The following is a 17,105-nucleotide window of genomic DNA, read 5'->3' as shown; positions in this document are numbered from 1 at the left end:
AGGAGGTCCTTCGGTAAGTGAGTTCTATGCAAGCAAGTAACAAAGAAGGCCAGCAAAAAGTGCTTTCAGCTTGTCCTCTTCGATGCTATGACCTTTGTTCTTTTCAGGTTCATCTTGAAAATGGCCAGATTAGCGCCCTTGAAGGTAATGCAGAACATATGGTTACGAAAGGCTTTCTCTGCTCGCGGGCAGAAAAGCTTCTCGAACGTCACAACAGCATCGATCGCATCACAAGTCCTTTGCTAAAAAAAGAAGGCCGTTGGCAGAAATGTAGCTGGGAAGAAGCTATGGCAATTTTGGCTGAAAGCCTTGATAAAGCTCTAGTCAAAAGCGGACCTGCTTCTATTCTCCACATACCTAACTATGCTTCTACAGGACTGCTTAAGAAGCTAGATAGACGTTTTTTCAACGCTTTAGGTGCTGTCACTAGGCTTAGTGATAACTCTGCGTATAGTGTAGGCATAAGTGCCCAGAAAGAAGATTTTGGCTCTTCACAATCACCAGCTTGGGCCGATCTCGTGCGCTCTCGCACCATCATTATCTGGGGCCGTCAAGTAGCCAACACCAACATTCATCTCTTGCCTTACCTAATGGAGGCCAAAGAAAAAGGTGCACAAATAATTGCCATAGATCCCCTTTTGCCAGCCTCTCAGGAAATAATTGATCAACATATAGCTATTCGACCTGGGACAGATGGCTTATTAGCTCTAAGCATGGCTCAAGTTATTTTAGCTGAACGTTGGTGGGACAGTGAATTTATAGCCCAGCATGTAGAAGGCTTTGAAGCTTATGTAGGAGCGATAGCTGAACTAACACCGGAAAAAGTGGCATCTACTGTAGGCATAGAAAGTAAAACAATATACGAATTAGCGCGGCGCTATGCTCGTTCTGGCCGTACGTCAGCTATCATTGTTGGTGCAGGATTACAAAAATATCAACATAGTGGCCATACAGTACGAGCCATGCATAGTCTAGCTATGCTTACCGGTCAAATCGGCTTACCTGGTGGTGGAGTCCACTTGGCCACGGAGCAAGCAGGCTTCATGGGTAGAGAGCTTACAGGAGAAGGAACAGCAGACTTAGCCCACTATGTTCATGGTGCTAACTTAGCTAGTGAGATTTTGCTGAGAAATCAAAAGAATAAAGCAGAAGAAGCTTCCGTACCTCTAGAGGTTGCTATTGTGGCAGGAGCTAATCCAGTTAATCAGTTAGCCGATAGCAACAGCTTTTTGGAAGCCTGGCATAGCGTTCCCTTCAAAGTAGTTATTGACTTTTACTTGACTGATACAGCTAGTAGCGCCGATCTAGTCTTACCGGCAGCTACATCTTTTGAAGCTGACGACTTGTACTATAGCCCCTGGAATGACTATGTTCATTACCAGAGTGCAATTGTAAAGCCGCGAGGGCAGGTCCGTGCAGAGTACAGCATCTGGCAAGAGTTAGCACAGCGCTTGCAGAGCAAGGCTTCGGCACTTCAGCAAGATCAAGCCTTTTGGGCTCAAGGGCCGGAAGACTGGTTTAAGCAAGTTGCCATACAAAGCGGACTGAACCTAGAGGCTCTAAAAAAAGCACCAGCTCTTAACCCCTACAGGCAAATCCGGCCTTATCAAGATCGAAAATTTTCCACACCGTCAGGCAAAGCTAGACTGCTACCAGAGCAAGATATCTTAAGACTTGTACAAGCATGTCAGATGGTCAAAGGAAAAAGTAAGAAAAAACAATATCAACTGCTCACACTTCATTGCCAGGGTCGCCACAACTCGCAGTTATGGTTTGAAGACAAGGAAATGGACGAGAGCAACAACAATGATCTTTGGTTGTCGCCTGAAGAAGCTAGAACTGCAGATTTACGTCCCGGTGACGACATTCTTGTGGAAACAGACCAAGGCAACCACCTTTTTTCCCTTCGTGTGGATGAGAAAGTGCCGGAAGGCCTCGCTGTTGTTTACCAAGGCTTACCTCATCGAGAAGGTGGGGGAATTAATAAATTAACAAAAGCTTTAGCAACTGACTTAGGACAAAGCATAGCTTATCATCAAAATTTTTGTGAAATAAAAAAAGTACCACGGGCAGAGATGATTCGTTAAGAAAACGAATCATCTCTGCCTACCAAGGAAAGAAAAAACAATAATGAATAAAGTAAATAAATACCAAAGAATGGTATTTATTATCAAAGTGTAAAAAAAATCTTCCTTTTTCTAAAAAAAAACGCCCAAAAAGGGAACTTTTTGTGTTTACCCGGATATTCTTGCCATGCTATAATGACAAAGGTTTCCCGAGTAAAAAGCAAAAAGTTCACAACCTTCTGTGAGAAAGGTTGGGAGGGGGGCGCGAATGTCCAGAGATCAAGAAAGAGCAATGTTTGACTTAAATGCTCTAAAACAAAAAGCTTTGGAAATCAAGTCGTCTATAGCGAAGGTAAAAGATAACAAACTGGCTTTAAAAGTGGGAGTTGCTGTCGCTAGTCTTGCTTTAGTAGGCAGTTTTTTTGCGTTTTCAATTGGAGATTCATCCCTTTCAGGCCCTGGGAAAGTAGCCGCTTCTAATCAACAAGAAGTGACTCAACAGGCTTGTCAAGTCATTGTCAATGGAGAGCCGCTCTTTGTTGTTGCTTCTACAGAAGAAGCAGATAAGCTAATCAAGCAAGCTAAATACTATTTCTCCTACATGCAAGCTCCACAAGGAACGGAAGTATTAGATGTACGATTGAAAGAACCTGTAGCTTACGAAGAAGTAGAAGTGGCCCCAGAAGAGATCATACCTTATGAGGAAGCACTTAGCTTACTCACGGAAGGTAAAGACGAAAAGCTTCGTTACGTTGTAGAAGATGGTGACAACCTTTGGACCATTGCCAACAAACACGGCATGAACTGGATGGAACTACGCTCAGCTAATAGCCATCTTAACAACGAAGATCAACTCAAAATTGGTGATGAGATTTTCCTTAATAAACCTACATATTATTTGACTGTCCTTACTACCTTTAAGGTACAGGCGGAAGAAGCAATACCCTTTCAGACGGAAGTAAAAAGAGATAACAGCCTTCGTGCAGGCAACGTAAAAGTCCAGCAAGAAGGGCAAAGAGGTACAAAACTCGCTACATATATCGTCAGCAAGGCTAATGACTTACAACTTGAAAACAACTTGATTGAAGAGAAAGTCATACAAGAACCAGTAACTCGCGTTGAAGTTAGGGGCAACCAGGCCGTACAAGTAGCTTCCCGTGGTAGCACTGCAAGCTATAATGGTGGTGGAAATGGCACTCTCTCATGGCCTACTCAAGGTCGTCGAATTACTTCAGGCTTTGGCAATAGAGGCCGTGAGTTCCACACAGGTATGGATATCGATCTGAACACAGGAGACCCTATTTATTCAGCAGGTGACGGCGTAGTTGTATTTGCCGGCTGGAATGGTGGTTACGGCAACATAATTACCGTCGATCATGGTAATGGACTACAGACTCGTTATGCCCATCTATCCCAAATTAACGTATCTGTAGGACAAAGTGTCAGCCGTGGTGCTGTTATTGGACGAGGTGGTTCTACAGGTCGCTCCAATGGACCACATCTTCATTTTGAAGTTCTTCGTAATGGAACAGCTCAGAACCCACGAGCGTTTCTAAATTAAAGCATCAAACATATTATATTAAACAACGTGGCGATATATCTTCTTAGGAGTACCTGAAGATATATCGCCTTATTTTCTATCTATATATACTTATATCGTATAAAGAGAGTAAACCGGATCAGAATGTTAACAGGTTGCTCAAGTTATGAGATGGTAATGATAGGAGTGAGAGAATGGTTAACTTTCCAGCTCTGCAGACTATTGCCATGGTAGGCTTATCGGACAAAAAAGAGCGTCCTAGTTACCAGGTAGCAAAATATCTAAGAGCCCAAGGTTATAGAGTTATTCCAGTAAATCCTGCATTAAAAGAGCTTTTTGGAGAGAAAGCATATCCCGAGCTACAAGCTATTCCACCAGAAATAAAAATTGATGTGGTAGACATTTTTCGTCGTTCTGAAGAAGTATTACCTATTGCTCAACAAGCAATAGCCCGAAAAGTTCATCTCTTATGGCTTCAAGAAGGCGTTATTAGCGAGTCAGCAGTTGCTCTTGCAGAGCAAGCTGGCTTAACAGTAGTCATGAACCGCTGTATGAAAAAAGAATATGCCGCCTGGTTACTGCAAGAGCAAAAAAATATTTATGATGTTATCATTGTTGGCTCAGGACCTGCAGGCTTGACGGCCGCACTCTATAGTGCTCGCTCAGGACTCAAAACAGCGCTTTTTGAAGGGCAAACTCCAGGTGGGCAAGCGGCAACAACAGAACTACTGGAAAACTACCCCGGATTTGATAAAGCAGTCTCGGGGCCTGATCTAATGATCCGCTTTTTAACACAAGCTCTGCACTTTGGAGCCACATTGATTACAGAAGAAGTTGTGCAAGCTAAATTGCAAGGACCTATGAAAGTTTTAACAACAATGGCCAATAACAGCTACTTTGCACGTTCTGTTATTATTGCTACAGGAGCTCGCTCCAAACCTTTAGGTGTAAAAGGAGAAGAGACTTTTCATGGTCGTGGCCTTTCTTATTGCGCCACTTGTGACGGAGCTTTTTTCAAAGATCGGAAAGTTGTTGTAGTCGGTGGTGGAGACTCCGCCGTTGAAGAAGCAATATATCTTACTAAGTTTGCTTCCCAAGTTACGATTATCCATCGTCGCGATCGACTAAGGGCAAGTAAAATTCTGCAAGAACGAGCGAAAGCAAACCCCAAAATACAGTTTATTTGGGATAGCGTCATTGAAGAAATTGCAGGCGATCAGCAAGTTGAGAAAGTGCTGATCAAAAACGTAAAAACAGGTGAAAAAGGATGCTACCCTTGCGATGGACTATTTGTCTATATTGGTCATGCACCATCTCTAGACTTTCTTGGTGGCGCTATTGAACTATCGGTAGATGGATATATTACAACTAATAGTAACTTAGCAACTAACATAAGTGGCGTCTTTGCTTGTGGTGATGTAAGGAACACTCCTTTGCGGCAAGTAGCAACAGCTGTCGGTGATGGAGCTATTGCGGCTATGGCAGTGGAAAAATATTTATCTTATCAGGAATAATCATTTGTGATATAATTACATTTATGCTATCTCTAAAGAAGAACAAAACAATCCATTAACTGATGGACTGATCATAGAAAGGATGAAAAAGGTGTTCAACAAAAATCGTACTTTCGTAACGGTCACGGCTATCATCCTCTCCATTGGACTGCTTGGCAGTACCCTCGCTTTTACTCTTTTTTCTCTACCCATTGGAGCAGACCCCACAACTAACCCTGAAGCATATGAAGAAAGATTGCTACAAGATATTCAACTCATGGAAGAAGAAGTCGAGCGCGACCCTTCTTATCACCAAGGTTGGATTACCCTAGGCAACAACCGCTACGATATGGGCCGCTTTAAGACCCTTGGCGGTGACATTGAAGCAGGCGAAGCTTTTTATCGACAAGCTGTAGAAGCTTATCAGAAAGCTCTAGAATTTGACGAGAGCAATACGGACGTTCGTGTTGATATGGCTACCTCTGCTTTTTATGGCGGACTTCATGACGTAGCTGAGGAAAACTTCCAAATTGCTATAGAAAAAGACCCTAAGCATGTTATTGGTCCCTTGAACTACGGAATCTTTCTTATTGAAGTGCGACAGGATTATGAAAGCGCCAGAGACAACTGGGCTAGAGCTTTGACACTTAATACAACGAAAGAACAATCAGATTTTCTCAAAGAATTAGTAGCTTACGCCGAATCTGCTATTGCTAGTGCTCCTCCAGGCGCACCAGCAGGAATGCAACAACCTGATCTAACGGGCCTCTTTGACTTAGAAATTGAAGAAGGTCAGTTTGAGGGAGCGCAATCTGCCGAAGTAACGGAATAGCATAAAAGAAGAAGTTCAATTTCTTGAATAAGTTAAAGACCAGCAAAGGTGAAAGGCCTTTGCTGGTCTTTTTTTGCATTCAATCCAGCCATTTACTAGCCATAAAAAGGCCTGCTCCTGCTATAATGGGATAGCTTCCGGGGAAGGATAATTAGTTTTTGGAAAAGAGGAGAAGCAGATGGGGGAAAAAGTTAATCTTTTCTTCTGGCTCTTTGCTGTTACCATGGCCCTAATATTGCTGATGCTCTTCTGGCGTCAACAAGTTGATTTAAGAGCAGGCTTTTCTCTCTCTACAACGATTACGCAGGTGCAACAGAAAAGTTATACTCTTTACCGTCAATACAAATTGCATCAAGCAAGCAAAGAAACAGATAGTTGGTATCACTTAGAAGGTGAAAGCGTAAACTTACGTTACAAAAGTAGCTCTGTAGAAGAAGCAACTTTGTTATTACAACAGACAGAGTCTATCTATGAAGAATTAACCAAAGTAATGAATTATCAACCGCAAAATAAACCACTCGTCCTAATCTACAAAGATCGAGATTCCTTTAACCAAGTTTTTGGCTGGAATGATGAAGCGGCTCTAGGTGTCTACTACGCTGGCGTTGTTCGCCTACTGTCGCCACAGAATTGGAGCAGTAGCAGTAATGGGGGTGCAAGTGATAATTCTGTTATCATAGGCCCTATGGCTCATGAACTAGCTCATCTTATTCTAGATTATCGAACAAGAGGCAATGTTCAGCGCTGGTTTACAGAAGGTGTAGCCCAAGACATGGAGAGAGCTTTTACAGGCTACACACTGCAAGACCCTGCTCCAGGTTGGTCACATCGACTATACCCCTGGGAAGAGATGGACCGCCTTTTTGATAATTTACCAGACCAGAAATTAGCTTACCGTCAATCTCTCCTCGCTTTTGATACCATCGAAGCAGAAAAAGCTGGTGCCATGGCTGAGATCTACCATGACTTAGCCAAAGGGCATAAAATAGAAGAAGCTATCTATCGGGCCACAGGCTGGACCTGGTCAGAATTTACGGGAAAAGTACAGGAAAAAGCTTATTCAGCCGAAAGTCAGACTGCTCTTTTTCAATAAGGGCAGTCCTTTTTTCTTACCATGGCAGGAATCGTAAGAGAGTAAGAGAAATATAAATGCTTTGGGTTTATTTTTTGCAATGGCCAAGCTCCTGGTAACACAAGAAAGGGGAACGATGTTCTTTGGGTAAACTTATCGTTCAAGGGGGTACGCCCTTAGAAGGGTCTGTATCCATCAGTGGAGCAAAAAATGCGGCGCTGGCTTTACTGGCGGCTTCTTTTATGAGTCGCGGAGAAATTATATTAGAAAACATTCCCGAGATCACCGATGTCAACGTAATGCTTGATATTTGCATAGAAATGGGCGGGCAAGGAGAATGGATAGGTCCTGGTGCTGTTCGCCTCGTTGTACCTGATACAATCGCATGCAAAACACCATACAAACTAGCTAAAAAGCTACGAGCTTCTAACCTCTTGCTAGGTGCACTAGTCAGTCGTTTCGGTTGGGCAGAAGTGGCCTTGCCTGGCGGCGATAATATTGGGACGCGTCCCATGGATTTACATATTAAAGGATTATCAGCTATGGGAGCTAGTCTTGCTATTGAACATGGCTACATCTGTGGCGGTGCTCAAGGTAGCAAAAGGCTTCGAGGCGCTAAAATTTATCTGGACTTCCCCTCTGTAGGAGCAACCAAAAATATTATGCTGGCCGCATCGTTAGCTCGTGGCCAGACCCTGATTGAAAACTGTGCTAAAGAGCCTGAAATTGTTGATTTAGCTAACTTTATCAACTCCATGGGCGGTAAAATTCGCGGAGCTGGTACAGATCTAATCCGTATTGAAGGTGTAGAAGCTCTTACAGGTACGCGCTATGGCATTATTCCTGACCGTGTAGAAGCAGGTACTTATATGATTGCGGCGGCGGCCACGAAAGGTAAAGTTCTAGTAGAAAATGTGATTCCAACACACTTGCACGGTGTTACGGCTAAGCTACGCGAAATCGGTGTAGAGGTAGAAGAAAAAGACGATGCCATATTTGTCGATGGCAGTGGAGATTTTAAGGCTGTTGATGTAAAGACCCTACCTTATCCAGGCTTTCCTACCGATATGCAGTCTCAGGTAATGGCTCTTTTGACTATCGTACCAGGTACAAGCATGATTGTAGAAAATGTTTATGAAAATCGTCTGCGCGTTGTTGATGAATTGCAACGTATGGGCGCACAAATCAAAATTGAAGGACGCACAGCTATCATTGATGGCGTACCTTGTCTTTCGAGCGCTCAGGTTAAAGCCTCAGACCTACGTGCCGGTGCCGCTTTGCTTATTGCAGGTATGACAGCAGAAGGGGAAACGGAAGTTTGTTGTGCCTATCATATTGATAGAGGCTATGAAAAGCTAGAAGAAAAACTGACTGCATTAGGTGCTAAGATTCGTCGAGCCTGACTAGGATAGAAGATTCGTAACTAAAGAAAGTAGTGACATCATTGCAGTGTCTGCAAGAGAAGATCACCATACCAGGTGGTCCTACAGTTCAGATGACCCGTATTGCTAACGTAGAAGCCCTAATCGATCAAGCTCAGGAAGTTGACGATTTGCCTTTTTGGGCAGAGCTCTGGCCATCTGCTTTAGCTCTGGCTTCCTACCTCTGGCAAGCTGAAAAGCTTGATCTGCCTCAACAAAAAATTTTAGAATTAGGCTGTGGCCTTGGCTTAGCTGGTATTGTTGGGGCTCTCAAGGGAGCTAAAGTAACGCAAAGTGACTTTATTCCTGCGGCTTTGCAATTAGCCGCTGAAAACAGTCGCCAAAATGGTGTAGAAACGACACAAATTCAAGCAGACTGGCGTAGCTTTCCTCCCTTAGGGACTTTTTCTCTGATTATTGGTTCTGATATTCTCTATGAACCAGAAGTGCATAGAGCACTCCAAAAAGTGATTGACCAACATCTTTCACCAGCAGGTCAACTCTTACTTACCGACCCAGGACGACAAGGCGCACAAGAGTTTCTGCAAGCTTTTCGTGATAGCTGGCAGATTGAGCAAATTAAACAGCCCATTCATCTAGATGGTAAAGACTATACTATTGACTTGTATTGCCTGCGGAGGAACGATGCGATACACCACCTTAGCTAGCGGTTCGAGCGGCAACGCCACTTATGTAGAGAACAAAGCAAGTCGGATTCTTGTAGACGCCGGCTTAAGCGGCAAAAAAATCGAAAAAGGTCTTTGCGATCTAGGTGTCGATCCCTCTGAAATTGACGCCCTAGTAGTGACTCATGAGCATACCGATCATGTCCGAGGCGTCGGTGTGTTAGCTCGTCGTTATGGTTACAAAGTATACGCTACCGAAGGCACTTGGAAAGGCATGAAGAAAGTCATAGGAAAGGTAGAAGAAAGCCAGATCTGTACTGTAAAAGTAGACGAAAAAGTTGCTTTTCAGGATCTAGACATGGAAATCTTTCCGACACCCCATGATGCTTGTGAACCCATAGGTCTTACTTTTGATGATGGCAAAAGCCGTCTTGGTATTGCTACCGATGTGGGTTATGTAACACGCGCTATGGGGCGAAAGCTTCTAGGATGTGAAGCCTTGATTTTTGAGTCTAACCACGATCGGAAAATGTTGATGGAAGGACCTTATCCAGCTAGCTTAAAAAGGCGAGTCGCTAGCAAAGAAGGCCATCTATCTAATGAAGAAGCAGGGCAAGTTTTAGCTAAGCTTTGCGATGGTGGTACTAAGCAAATCATGCTAGCCCATCTTAGTGCTGAAAATAATCATCCAGCCCTCGCTCTAGACACAGTAAAAACTATTTTGCAACAGCAAGGTTACAGTGTTAATAAAGCAAGAAGTCAGGCAGAACAGGGTTGTCTCTTTTCTAGCGAAGAAGAAAAAGAAAAAGAGTCAGACCTGAGGCTGTCCATTGCACCAAGGTATGAAATACACCCATGGGAGGAAATATAATAATGGTGTTGAATATCTATCTTTAGGCCAATTTTCAACATACATATTATTGGAAAAAGGGGGAGCCTTTTGTGGGTCACTTTGAGGAACAGGAAGTTTACCGCAAAAAGCGTCAACCGGGCCTGCTTTCATACTTTCTTGTTGCATTACTATCTGCTATTCTTGGCGGCTACTTTTCTTTATTTTTTTTCGGATTAACAGATCGACCTGATCCTGAAGCAGGACAGCCACCGCAAGGAGGCATTGCTTTGCCTGCACCAGATCTGAGCTTAGCAAAGCATAATAGTGACAGTCAGCGTATTGTAGAAGTAGCCCGTCAAGTAGGCCCTGCTGTCGTTGGTATCGCTAATCGAGCGCCTGTTCGAGGCGTCTTTTGGAATCAACGAGTTGAAGAAGTAGGCAATGGCTCCGGTGTTATCTATGATCAAGCTGGTTTTATTGTTACAAACCACCATGTCGTTGCTGATGCAACAGAAATTATTGTCACATTAGCCGACGGTCGTTCAGCTAGTGCTACTTTAATAGGCTCAGACCGCCTTACCGACCTAGCCGTCCTAAAAATCGATCTAGATAACCTGCCTGTCGCTTCTTTTGGCGATTCTGATCGTGTCTCTGTAGGAGAACTAGCTATTGCCATAGGCAACCCAGGTGGTCGAGAATTTGCTGGTTCTGTAACATCAGGCATCGTCTCAGGGCTTAATCGACAACTGAATACGCCAGAGGGATACGCTTTTAACTTAATACAGACCGATGCGGCTATCAATCCAGGCAATTCCGGTGGTGCTTTGTTTAATGCTCTCGGTGAAGTAATTGGTATTAACTCCATTAAAATTGCCATACCAGGCTTTGAAGGTATGGGCTTTGCCATTCCTTCTAATCAGGTGCAACATATCATACAAGATCTACAGAATCAGGGTAAAGTTACAAGGCCTGCTTTGCAAGTAACTTTGATTATGAATGTAGACAAATGGCTGGCACGACAGTATAATCTGCCTGTAGATTACGGTGTAGTCGTCCGTCCCATACCAGGCGGTGCGGCTCACCAAGCTGGCATGCAGGACAATGACATCATCATTGCGCTTGGCGACCAGCAAGTTCGCAGTATGGCCGATCTGCAACGAGAACTTTTCAGGCATCGAGTAGGCGATACGATTACGGTAACTTATATCCGTAACAATGAAGAGTCTGCTGTATCAATTACACTAGGAGAACTGCCAGCTCGCTAAGTTACGTGATGAGGGGAAAATTTAAAGGGGGCTTCATAAGAAAATGGGACAAGCCAATCATGACACCAAAACAGAAAAGAAAAGTCCTCATCCTTGGGGATGGATTCCTTTTCTAATAATTCTAACGCTATTTGCTACCTTTGCCTTCGGGCCCGTCGTTGCTTACCAAGGACAGCCTTATCTCATGGATATGAAAGTAGTAGAACCTCAGACAACTGCGCAAAAAGAAGTCCTCGCCGCTGTGGAAAAAGCACTGGACACTCGCTTTACTGCGCTAGTAGAAGAAGAGCCAGCCTTGTTAGCAACTGCTTTTGGCTCTTACGGCACAGCCAATGCTTTGCAAGAAGAGATTCTGCACTTTCCCATTGTTTTAGAAATGTTACAAGCAGAAGGATTGGAAGAAAATCCTGAGATTTATCTAATGCCTTATGCTATTGATGTAAAAGGTCATCAAGCACACGTAATCTTCGAATACCTTACTTTGTTTGAAAGCCGTCAGATGCAAGGTGCTCACGTCTGGGATCTCGTAAAAACAGAAGCAGGCTGGAAAGTAGTTGGCGATTCTTCCTTTATTGATAGTTCTACTTCTTCTCGTGTATCTCAGGTAGCGCGCTCTTTTCTGACTAGTCTCAAGTTTGGTCATAATCATGCTCTACAAGGACCTTGGAAAGGCAACCCTGATCTATTGGCTCAAATGACAGAAGAAACTGTTAGTGTGCTAGCAGGACAAGGTGGCTCTTGGGAAGTTTTAAGCGTTACTCTTTTCGGCAACCACGGTTCAAGTCATATTCCTTATGCTGACATGGCCGATGCCTCCCGTGTTATAGTGCAAAATGCAGAAACGGAAGAGCGTTACGTTATGGTGCTAGCTCGTATTGATGAAGCTACAGGCATTATGGGAGCTCCCAAATGGACTGTTATTGGCTTTGTTGCTGAGCAAGAATTGCTTGACCTATAGTACAAAAAGAAGAAGGCTTCGGGAAAATTAATCCCGAGGCCTTTTTTTGACTGTTCACTTCTATGGAAAAAGGAGTAAATAAAAATCTTATGCAAATTCAGATTATCTCTGTCGGCAAAATTAAAGAAAAGTATCTAAAGCTAGGCATTGAAGAATTCAGCAAACGACTTTCGGTTTATTGTAGATTAACACACATAGAAGTAAGCGATGAAGAAGCACCAGACAGCATGAGTGCCAAAGAAATAGAACAAGTAAAAGAAAAAGAAGGCGAGCGGATTCTTCAGCAGATAAAAGCAGATCATTATGTTATAGCTCTAGCGATAGACGGTGTAAGCTGGTCATCAGAAGAATTAGCCAAAGAGATGGACCGTTTAGCCACTTATGGTCAGAGCCAACTTGCTTTTGTTATTGGAGGCTCTAATGGCTTAAGTGATAAAGTAATGCAAAGAGCTAATAAGAAGCTTTCTTTTTCTAAGATGACATTTCCTCATCAGTTGATGAAGTTGATTTTGGTGGAACAGATCTATCGGGCTTTTCGGATTAATCGAGGCGAGCCCTATCATAAATAGGTGTGATATTTTTTTAATTTATTTCAATCGCCTATTACAAGTCCCTACCTGCTTCAGCTTTATACTCCGGCCCTAGTCGTCGGCGCGTATCGTCCAAGACAGTCTGGAGAGTGGGCAAGTCCTTTTGCGTTAAGAAAGGCTCTTCCTTGTTTTTTATTTTTTCCATCGTCTCTTCTATAGGCACGACTCGCAAATGCATGCGCTGATGTTCATAGTACCGATGAGAATAAGTCGGCACATAGTTAACTTCCAACAAGCGCAATTCCTTTGTATCAAAGTTCTTTTCCCAACTGGTAGTTAAGACTATACCACTATTGCGTTCTAAGCCTCGTTGATCGGCAAGGAAATTGCCCATGGAGTAGATGATAAACTTATCTTTTCCGTCGATTTGCATTACTTCCATGGGTTGAATTACATGAGGGTGTCCACCTAAGATCATATCTGCCCCGCTGGAAAAGATCTCTTGGGCCAACTTTCTCTGCCCCTGTGATGGCTCTGGACTGTATTCAGTGCCCCAGTGCAGGAGTACCACAAGAAGATCGCATAAAGGTCTCAGTTTCTGGACGTCACTGATAATGCGCTCCTTTTCAACAAAAGCGATAAATTCTGGACGATCTTTAGGTAGGGGAATTCCATTGGTGCTATATGTATAAGCGAGAAAGCCCACCTTAACTCCGTTAAACTCTCTAATGAAGTGCATCTCTCGTTCTTCAGGGGTTTCACTGATACCCACCGTGTCAAGACCGGCACTTTCTAGAACCCTTTTCGTTCGCAGTGCGCCTTGATAACCGCGGTCAAGAATGTGATTATTGGCAGTTGTAACCATGTCAAAACCAGCACTTTTTATAGCATCTGCTAAGGTGTCTGGTGCATTAAAGAGAGGATATCCCGTATAGCCACCGGCACTCTCTCCTGCCAAAGTACCTTCTAGATTGGTGATCCCATAGTCGCCTAAAGAAATAAGAGGTTCTACTTCCTTGAAGAAATGATCAAACTGATAGGTCCCATTACTTTGTCGACCAGAGAAGATTAAGGTGTTGTGCATAATTAAATCGCCGGTAGCAGTGATGGTCACTTTTGCTGTAGGGGGGACGTAAGGTTCTTGATTGGTAGAAACAAAGTCGCCTTTTTGAGAAACGGTAGTACCAGATATTGCTGGAGAAGTTAAGTCTTTATTAGCAGATAGTGGGGCACAAGCAGATAAGAAGAGCACAAAGCTTCCTAAGAGGACAAAGGCAAAGATTTGATAGGTCTTCTTGAGCCGTTTTCGGTGTTTATTCTGCATAGGGTCACCAGCTTTCTTTTTTGAGGATAGTTACATTTTACCACTTACACCCCGAGAAGGAGCAGAAAGTTTCTTATTAGTTTTCATAAGATCTTCAACAGCAAGCCTATCTGAATTAGTGGAAGTAAATTCCTAGATGTATTATAATAACGCAAATAAATAATAGAAGTTAACAAGGTCTAAGAATTAGGAGTAGTAGAATGTATAAAAACTTAGAAGAAGCTATCCTAGATCTAGAAAAACAAGGACAGTTAATTCGAATTCACGAAGAAGTAGACCCCTATCTAGAAATGGCGGCGATCCATCTAAAAGTATACGAATCTGGTGGACCAGCCTTACTTTTTGAAAATGTAAAAGGCTCTCAATACCGCGCACTTTCTAACCTTTTCGGGACAGTTGAGAGAAGTAAATATATGTTCCGCAAAACTTGGGATTCAACACAAAAAATAATAGCTCTAAAAAATGATCCTTTTAAAGCCTTGAAAAACCCTTTTAGCCATGTACAAACAGGCTTAGCGGCCTCTAAAGCTTTACCTATGCAAAAATCTTCTTTGCCCCCATCTTTTCGAGAAATAAACATTGCCGATCTTCCCCTCATTCATCATTGGCCTGATGATGGGGGTGCTTTTATTACTTTGCCTCAAGTCTACAGTGAAGACCCCGATAAGCCAGGCATCATGAATGCTAATCTGGGCATGTACCGAGTACAATTAAACGGGAATGACTATGAACTGAACAAAGAAATTGGACTTCATTATCAAATTCATCGAGGTATTGGCGTACACCAAGCTAAAGCAAGTAAGCAAGGTAAGCCCTTAAAAGTTAGTATTTTCGTCGGTGGCCCACCAGCTCATACTATCTCAGCAGTAATGCCCTTACCTGAAGGCTTAAGTGAAATGACTTTTGCAGGAATGTTTGCAGGACGGCGCTTCCGGTACAGCTATGTTGATGGCTATTGCATTAGTCATGATGCTGACTTTGTAATTACCGGCGATATATACCCAGGAGAAACGAAGCCAGAAGGCCCTTTTGGCGATCATCTAGGTTATTACAGTCTAACTCATGAATTTCCCGTTATGAAAGTCCACAAGGTCTATGCCAAAGATAATGCTATCTGGCCTTTTACCGTTGTTGGTCGCCCACCACAGGAAGATACCTCTTTTGGTGCTCTCATTCATGAATTAACTGGTGATGCTATCAAACAAGAAATACCAGGTGTCAAAGAAGTCCATGCCGTAGATGCCGCTGGCGTTCATCCTTTGCTTTTTGCTATTGGCAGTGAACGTTACACGCCTTACCAGCAAGTTAAAGAACCAGCAGAACTATTAACTATAGCTAATCGCATCTTAGGAACGGGACAACTAAGCTTAGCCAAATATCTATTTATTACAGCAGAAGATGAGCAACCTTTAAGTACTCACAAGGAAGTAGAATTTTTGTCTTATATCTTAGAAAGAATTGATCTACAGCGAGATATACACTTTCAAACGAATACTACGATTGACACTCTTGACTACTCAGGAACAGGCCTAAACAGAGGAAGCAAAGTTATCTTTGCCGCCTATGGCGATAAGAAAAGAGAACTATGTAGAGAAGTGCCAGAAGGGTTGAAAAAATTAGGTGACTATGGCTACAACAATCCTCGCTTGGTCATGCCTGGGGTAGTTGCGCTGGAAGGCCCAGTTTTTTCATCGTACCAAAAAGCTAGTGAAGAACTAGAGCAGATGATGAGAACTTTGCCTAGCAGAGGGACCTTGTCTAATTGCCCCATGATAATTTTATGTGACGATAGTAACTTCCTCAGTCAATCTATGAGCAACTTTCTCTGGGTTACCTTTACGCGGAGTAACCCTTCTCACGACATTTATGGTCTGAACAGCTCTTATCAATACAAACACTGGGGCTGTGATAATCTAATTATCGATGTGCGCATTAAACCGCATCATGCACCGCCCTTGATTCCTGATCCTACTGTAGAGAGAAAAATTGAACGATTTTTTGCCAAAGGTGCTAGCCTAGCCAGCTTAGTCTCTTCTTAGCGATAAGCTTAATCAGAAAAGCCAAAAAACCTCAACTTCCATATAGGAGCTGAGGTTTTTTGAACTAAAAAAGAATTATCCGCTAAACTGCTCAATAAAGAAGATAGGAAATCAAAAAGTAAGAAAATATAGAGAATGTGGTACAATATAAACACGGGAGGGGTTATATGGAAAAGTTAAGAGATAATGGTTTGATGGACAAAGAGATACTTTTAGATATATTCAATTACCTAAATGAACGGTTAAAAGAAAATCAATTACAGCTAGAAATAACAATTTACGGTGGCTCGATCATGACAATGGTTTATGATAATAGACCTGCAACGAAAGATATAGATTGTGTATTTAACGAAAGTAATCATAAACTATTAGATCATATATTAGAGCTTACAAAATTCACTTTCAACCTTCCTGATGGATGGATTAATGAAGACATCAAAGGACCATTGCAATATATTTTAAAAGAAGATAAAGAAACCTTCAAAGTCTTTTCCAATCTAAAAATATTAAAACCAAAAACGGAACAACTTCTAGCCATGAAAATACTCGCCGCTAGGCCAGAACCAGCTAAAGATTTTGTTGATGCCGCTATTTTGTGTAAGGATTTAGGGATAAGTACAAAAGAAAAGCTTTTAGCTGTTGTTTCAAATTACATATCCCTAAGACTCTTGGGGGAGCGGCAAATTAGGTTTATTCAATACTTAGGAGAGGACCTCGGCTATGATTGGAAATAAGTACTTACAAAAGTTATATGACTACCCTGATGTAGACACAAGTTTAAATCAACTTTTAGAATTATTAAAAACAAAAGATAGCACTTTTATCGATAGCCTTTGGGAACCTATGGATATTAACTTATGTGACGATAAAGAATTAAGCTATTTAACTATAGCCTCCGCTTTAATCGACTATTATTTGCAAATTCAAGGCTTCGAAGTGCCTGCTTGGCTCAGAGAGGAGAAACTAAGCTTTAGCAAACCCTATTATCACTCTAAAAGAATCAGCGATTTCGATAAATTCAAATTGCTCTATTCCAACCCTGCCCCTTTTAGAGCTAGAAATGTCTATTTTGACTTGGCAGGTATTGATAGGGTCTGAGCTAACTGT

The 17,105-nt window shown here is 42.5% G+C and carries 15 protein-coding genes; 14 read left to right on the top strand and 1 reads right to left on the bottom strand.

What is annotated here, in order from left to right; all coding sequences use genetic code 11:
• The first annotated feature begins 26 nt into the window (after window positions 1–26).
• From F9B85_RS04380 to rlmH, 11 genes are all read left to right on the top strand, one after another.
• Window positions 27–2,087 (top strand): molybdopterin-containing oxidoreductase family protein, encoded by a 2,061-nt coding sequence (locus tag F9B85_RS04380; RefSeq protein ID WP_243138077.1) that lies wholly within the window; start codon window positions 27–29, stop codon window positions 2,085–2,087.
• 247 nt (window positions 2,088–2,334) lie between these two features.
• Complete coding sequence (locus tag F9B85_RS04375; RefSeq protein WP_151618903.1) at window positions 2,335–3,627, top strand: M23 family metallopeptidase; 1,293 nt, start codon at window positions 2,335–2,337, stop codon at window positions 3,625–3,627.
• A 173-nt stretch (window positions 3,628–3,800) separates the two neighbouring features.
• Window positions 3,801–5,120: a thioredoxin-disulfide reductase gene (trxB, locus tag F9B85_RS04370; RefSeq protein ID WP_207707031.1), complete on the top strand. Its 1,320-nt coding sequence runs from the start codon at window positions 3,801–3,803 to the stop codon at window positions 5,118–5,120.
• A gap of 91 nt (window positions 5,121–5,211) precedes the next feature.
• A complete protein-coding gene (locus tag F9B85_RS04365) occupies window positions 5,212–5,931 on the top strand; it encodes a tetratricopeptide repeat protein (RefSeq protein ID WP_151618901.1) in 720 nt (239 codons plus the stop codon).
• A 178-nt stretch (window positions 5,932–6,109) separates the two neighbouring features.
• The gene (locus tag F9B85_RS04360) at window positions 6,110–7,024 is read left to right on the top strand and encodes a hypothetical protein (RefSeq protein WP_151618899.1); all 915 of its coding nucleotides are present in this window, start codon (window positions 6,110–6,112) and stop codon (window positions 7,022–7,024) included.
• 122 nt (window positions 7,025–7,146) lie between these two features.
• Window positions 7,147–8,406, top strand: a complete 1,260-nt coding sequence (murA, locus tag F9B85_RS04355) for a UDP-N-acetylglucosamine 1-carboxyvinyltransferase (RefSeq protein ID WP_151618897.1) — start codon at window positions 7,147–7,149, stop codon at window positions 8,404–8,406.
• 41 nt (window positions 8,407–8,447) lie between these two features.
• Complete coding sequence (locus F9B85_RS04350; protein ID WP_151618895.1) at window positions 8,448–9,092, top strand: class I SAM-dependent methyltransferase; 645 nt, start codon at window positions 8,448–8,450, stop codon at window positions 9,090–9,092.
• On the top strand, window positions 9,070–9,921 hold the full coding sequence (locus tag F9B85_RS04345; RefSeq protein ID WP_170270163.1) for an MBL fold metallo-hydrolase: 852 nt from the start codon (window positions 9,070–9,072) through the stop codon (window positions 9,919–9,921). The genes F9B85_RS04350 and F9B85_RS04345 overlap by 23 nt, the downstream gene beginning before the upstream one ends.
• A gap of 71 nt (window positions 9,922–9,992) precedes the next feature.
• Complete coding sequence (locus tag F9B85_RS04340; protein ID WP_151618891.1) at window positions 9,993–11,147, top strand: S1C family serine protease; 1,155 nt, start codon at window positions 9,993–9,995, stop codon at window positions 11,145–11,147.
• A 43-nt stretch (window positions 11,148–11,190) separates the two neighbouring features.
• Window positions 11,191–12,105 carry a hypothetical protein gene (locus F9B85_RS04335; RefSeq protein ID WP_151618889.1) on the top strand — a complete coding sequence of 305 codons (915 nt, stop codon included), beginning with the start codon at window positions 11,191–11,193 and terminating at the stop codon, window positions 12,103–12,105.
• A gap of 89 nt (window positions 12,106–12,194) precedes the next feature.
• Window positions 12,195–12,674 (top strand): 23S rRNA (pseudouridine(1915)-N(3))-methyltransferase RlmH, encoded by a 480-nt coding sequence (rlmH, locus tag F9B85_RS04330; protein ID WP_151618887.1) that lies wholly within the window; start codon window positions 12,195–12,197, stop codon window positions 12,672–12,674.
• Window positions 12,675–12,708: 34 nt separating this feature from the next.
• On the opposite strand, the gene F9B85_RS04325 is transcribed toward rlmH, so the two are convergent.
• Window positions 12,709–13,959: a CapA family protein gene (locus F9B85_RS04325; protein ID WP_151618885.1), complete on the bottom strand. Its 1,251-nt coding sequence runs from the start codon at window positions 13,957–13,959 to the stop codon at window positions 12,709–12,711.
• A gap of 200 nt (window positions 13,960–14,159) precedes the next feature.
• Between F9B85_RS04325 and F9B85_RS04320 the strand changes: the two genes are divergently transcribed.
• The 3 genes from F9B85_RS04320 to F9B85_RS04310 all read left to right on the top strand — a co-directional run bounded on the left by F9B85_RS04320 (window position 14,160) and on the right by F9B85_RS04310 (window position 17,096).
• Window positions 14,160–15,998, top strand: a complete 1,839-nt coding sequence (locus F9B85_RS04320) for a UbiD family decarboxylase (protein ID WP_151618883.1) — start codon at window positions 14,160–14,162, stop codon at window positions 15,996–15,998.
• 167 nt (window positions 15,999–16,165) lie between these two features.
• A complete protein-coding gene (locus F9B85_RS04315) occupies window positions 16,166–16,732 on the top strand; it encodes a DUF6036 family nucleotidyltransferase (RefSeq protein ID WP_151618881.1) in 567 nt (188 codons plus the stop codon).
• The gene (locus tag F9B85_RS04310; protein ID WP_151618879.1) at window positions 16,719–17,096 is read left to right on the top strand and encodes a hypothetical protein; all 378 of its coding nucleotides are present in this window, start codon (window positions 16,719–16,721) and stop codon (window positions 17,094–17,096) included. Before F9B85_RS04315 ends, F9B85_RS04310 begins: the two co-directional genes overlap by 14 nt.
• Window positions 17,097–17,105 lie beyond the last annotated feature (9 nt).

The sequence above is a fragment of the Heliorestis acidaminivorans genome (assembly GCF_008933955.1).
Classification (GTDB): domain Bacteria; phylum Bacillota; class Desulfitobacteriia; order Heliobacteriales; family Heliobacteriaceae; genus Heliorestis; species Heliorestis acidaminivorans.
Note: the sequence above shows the minus strand (reverse complement) of the source record. Positions and strands in the feature narration are given on the sequence as shown.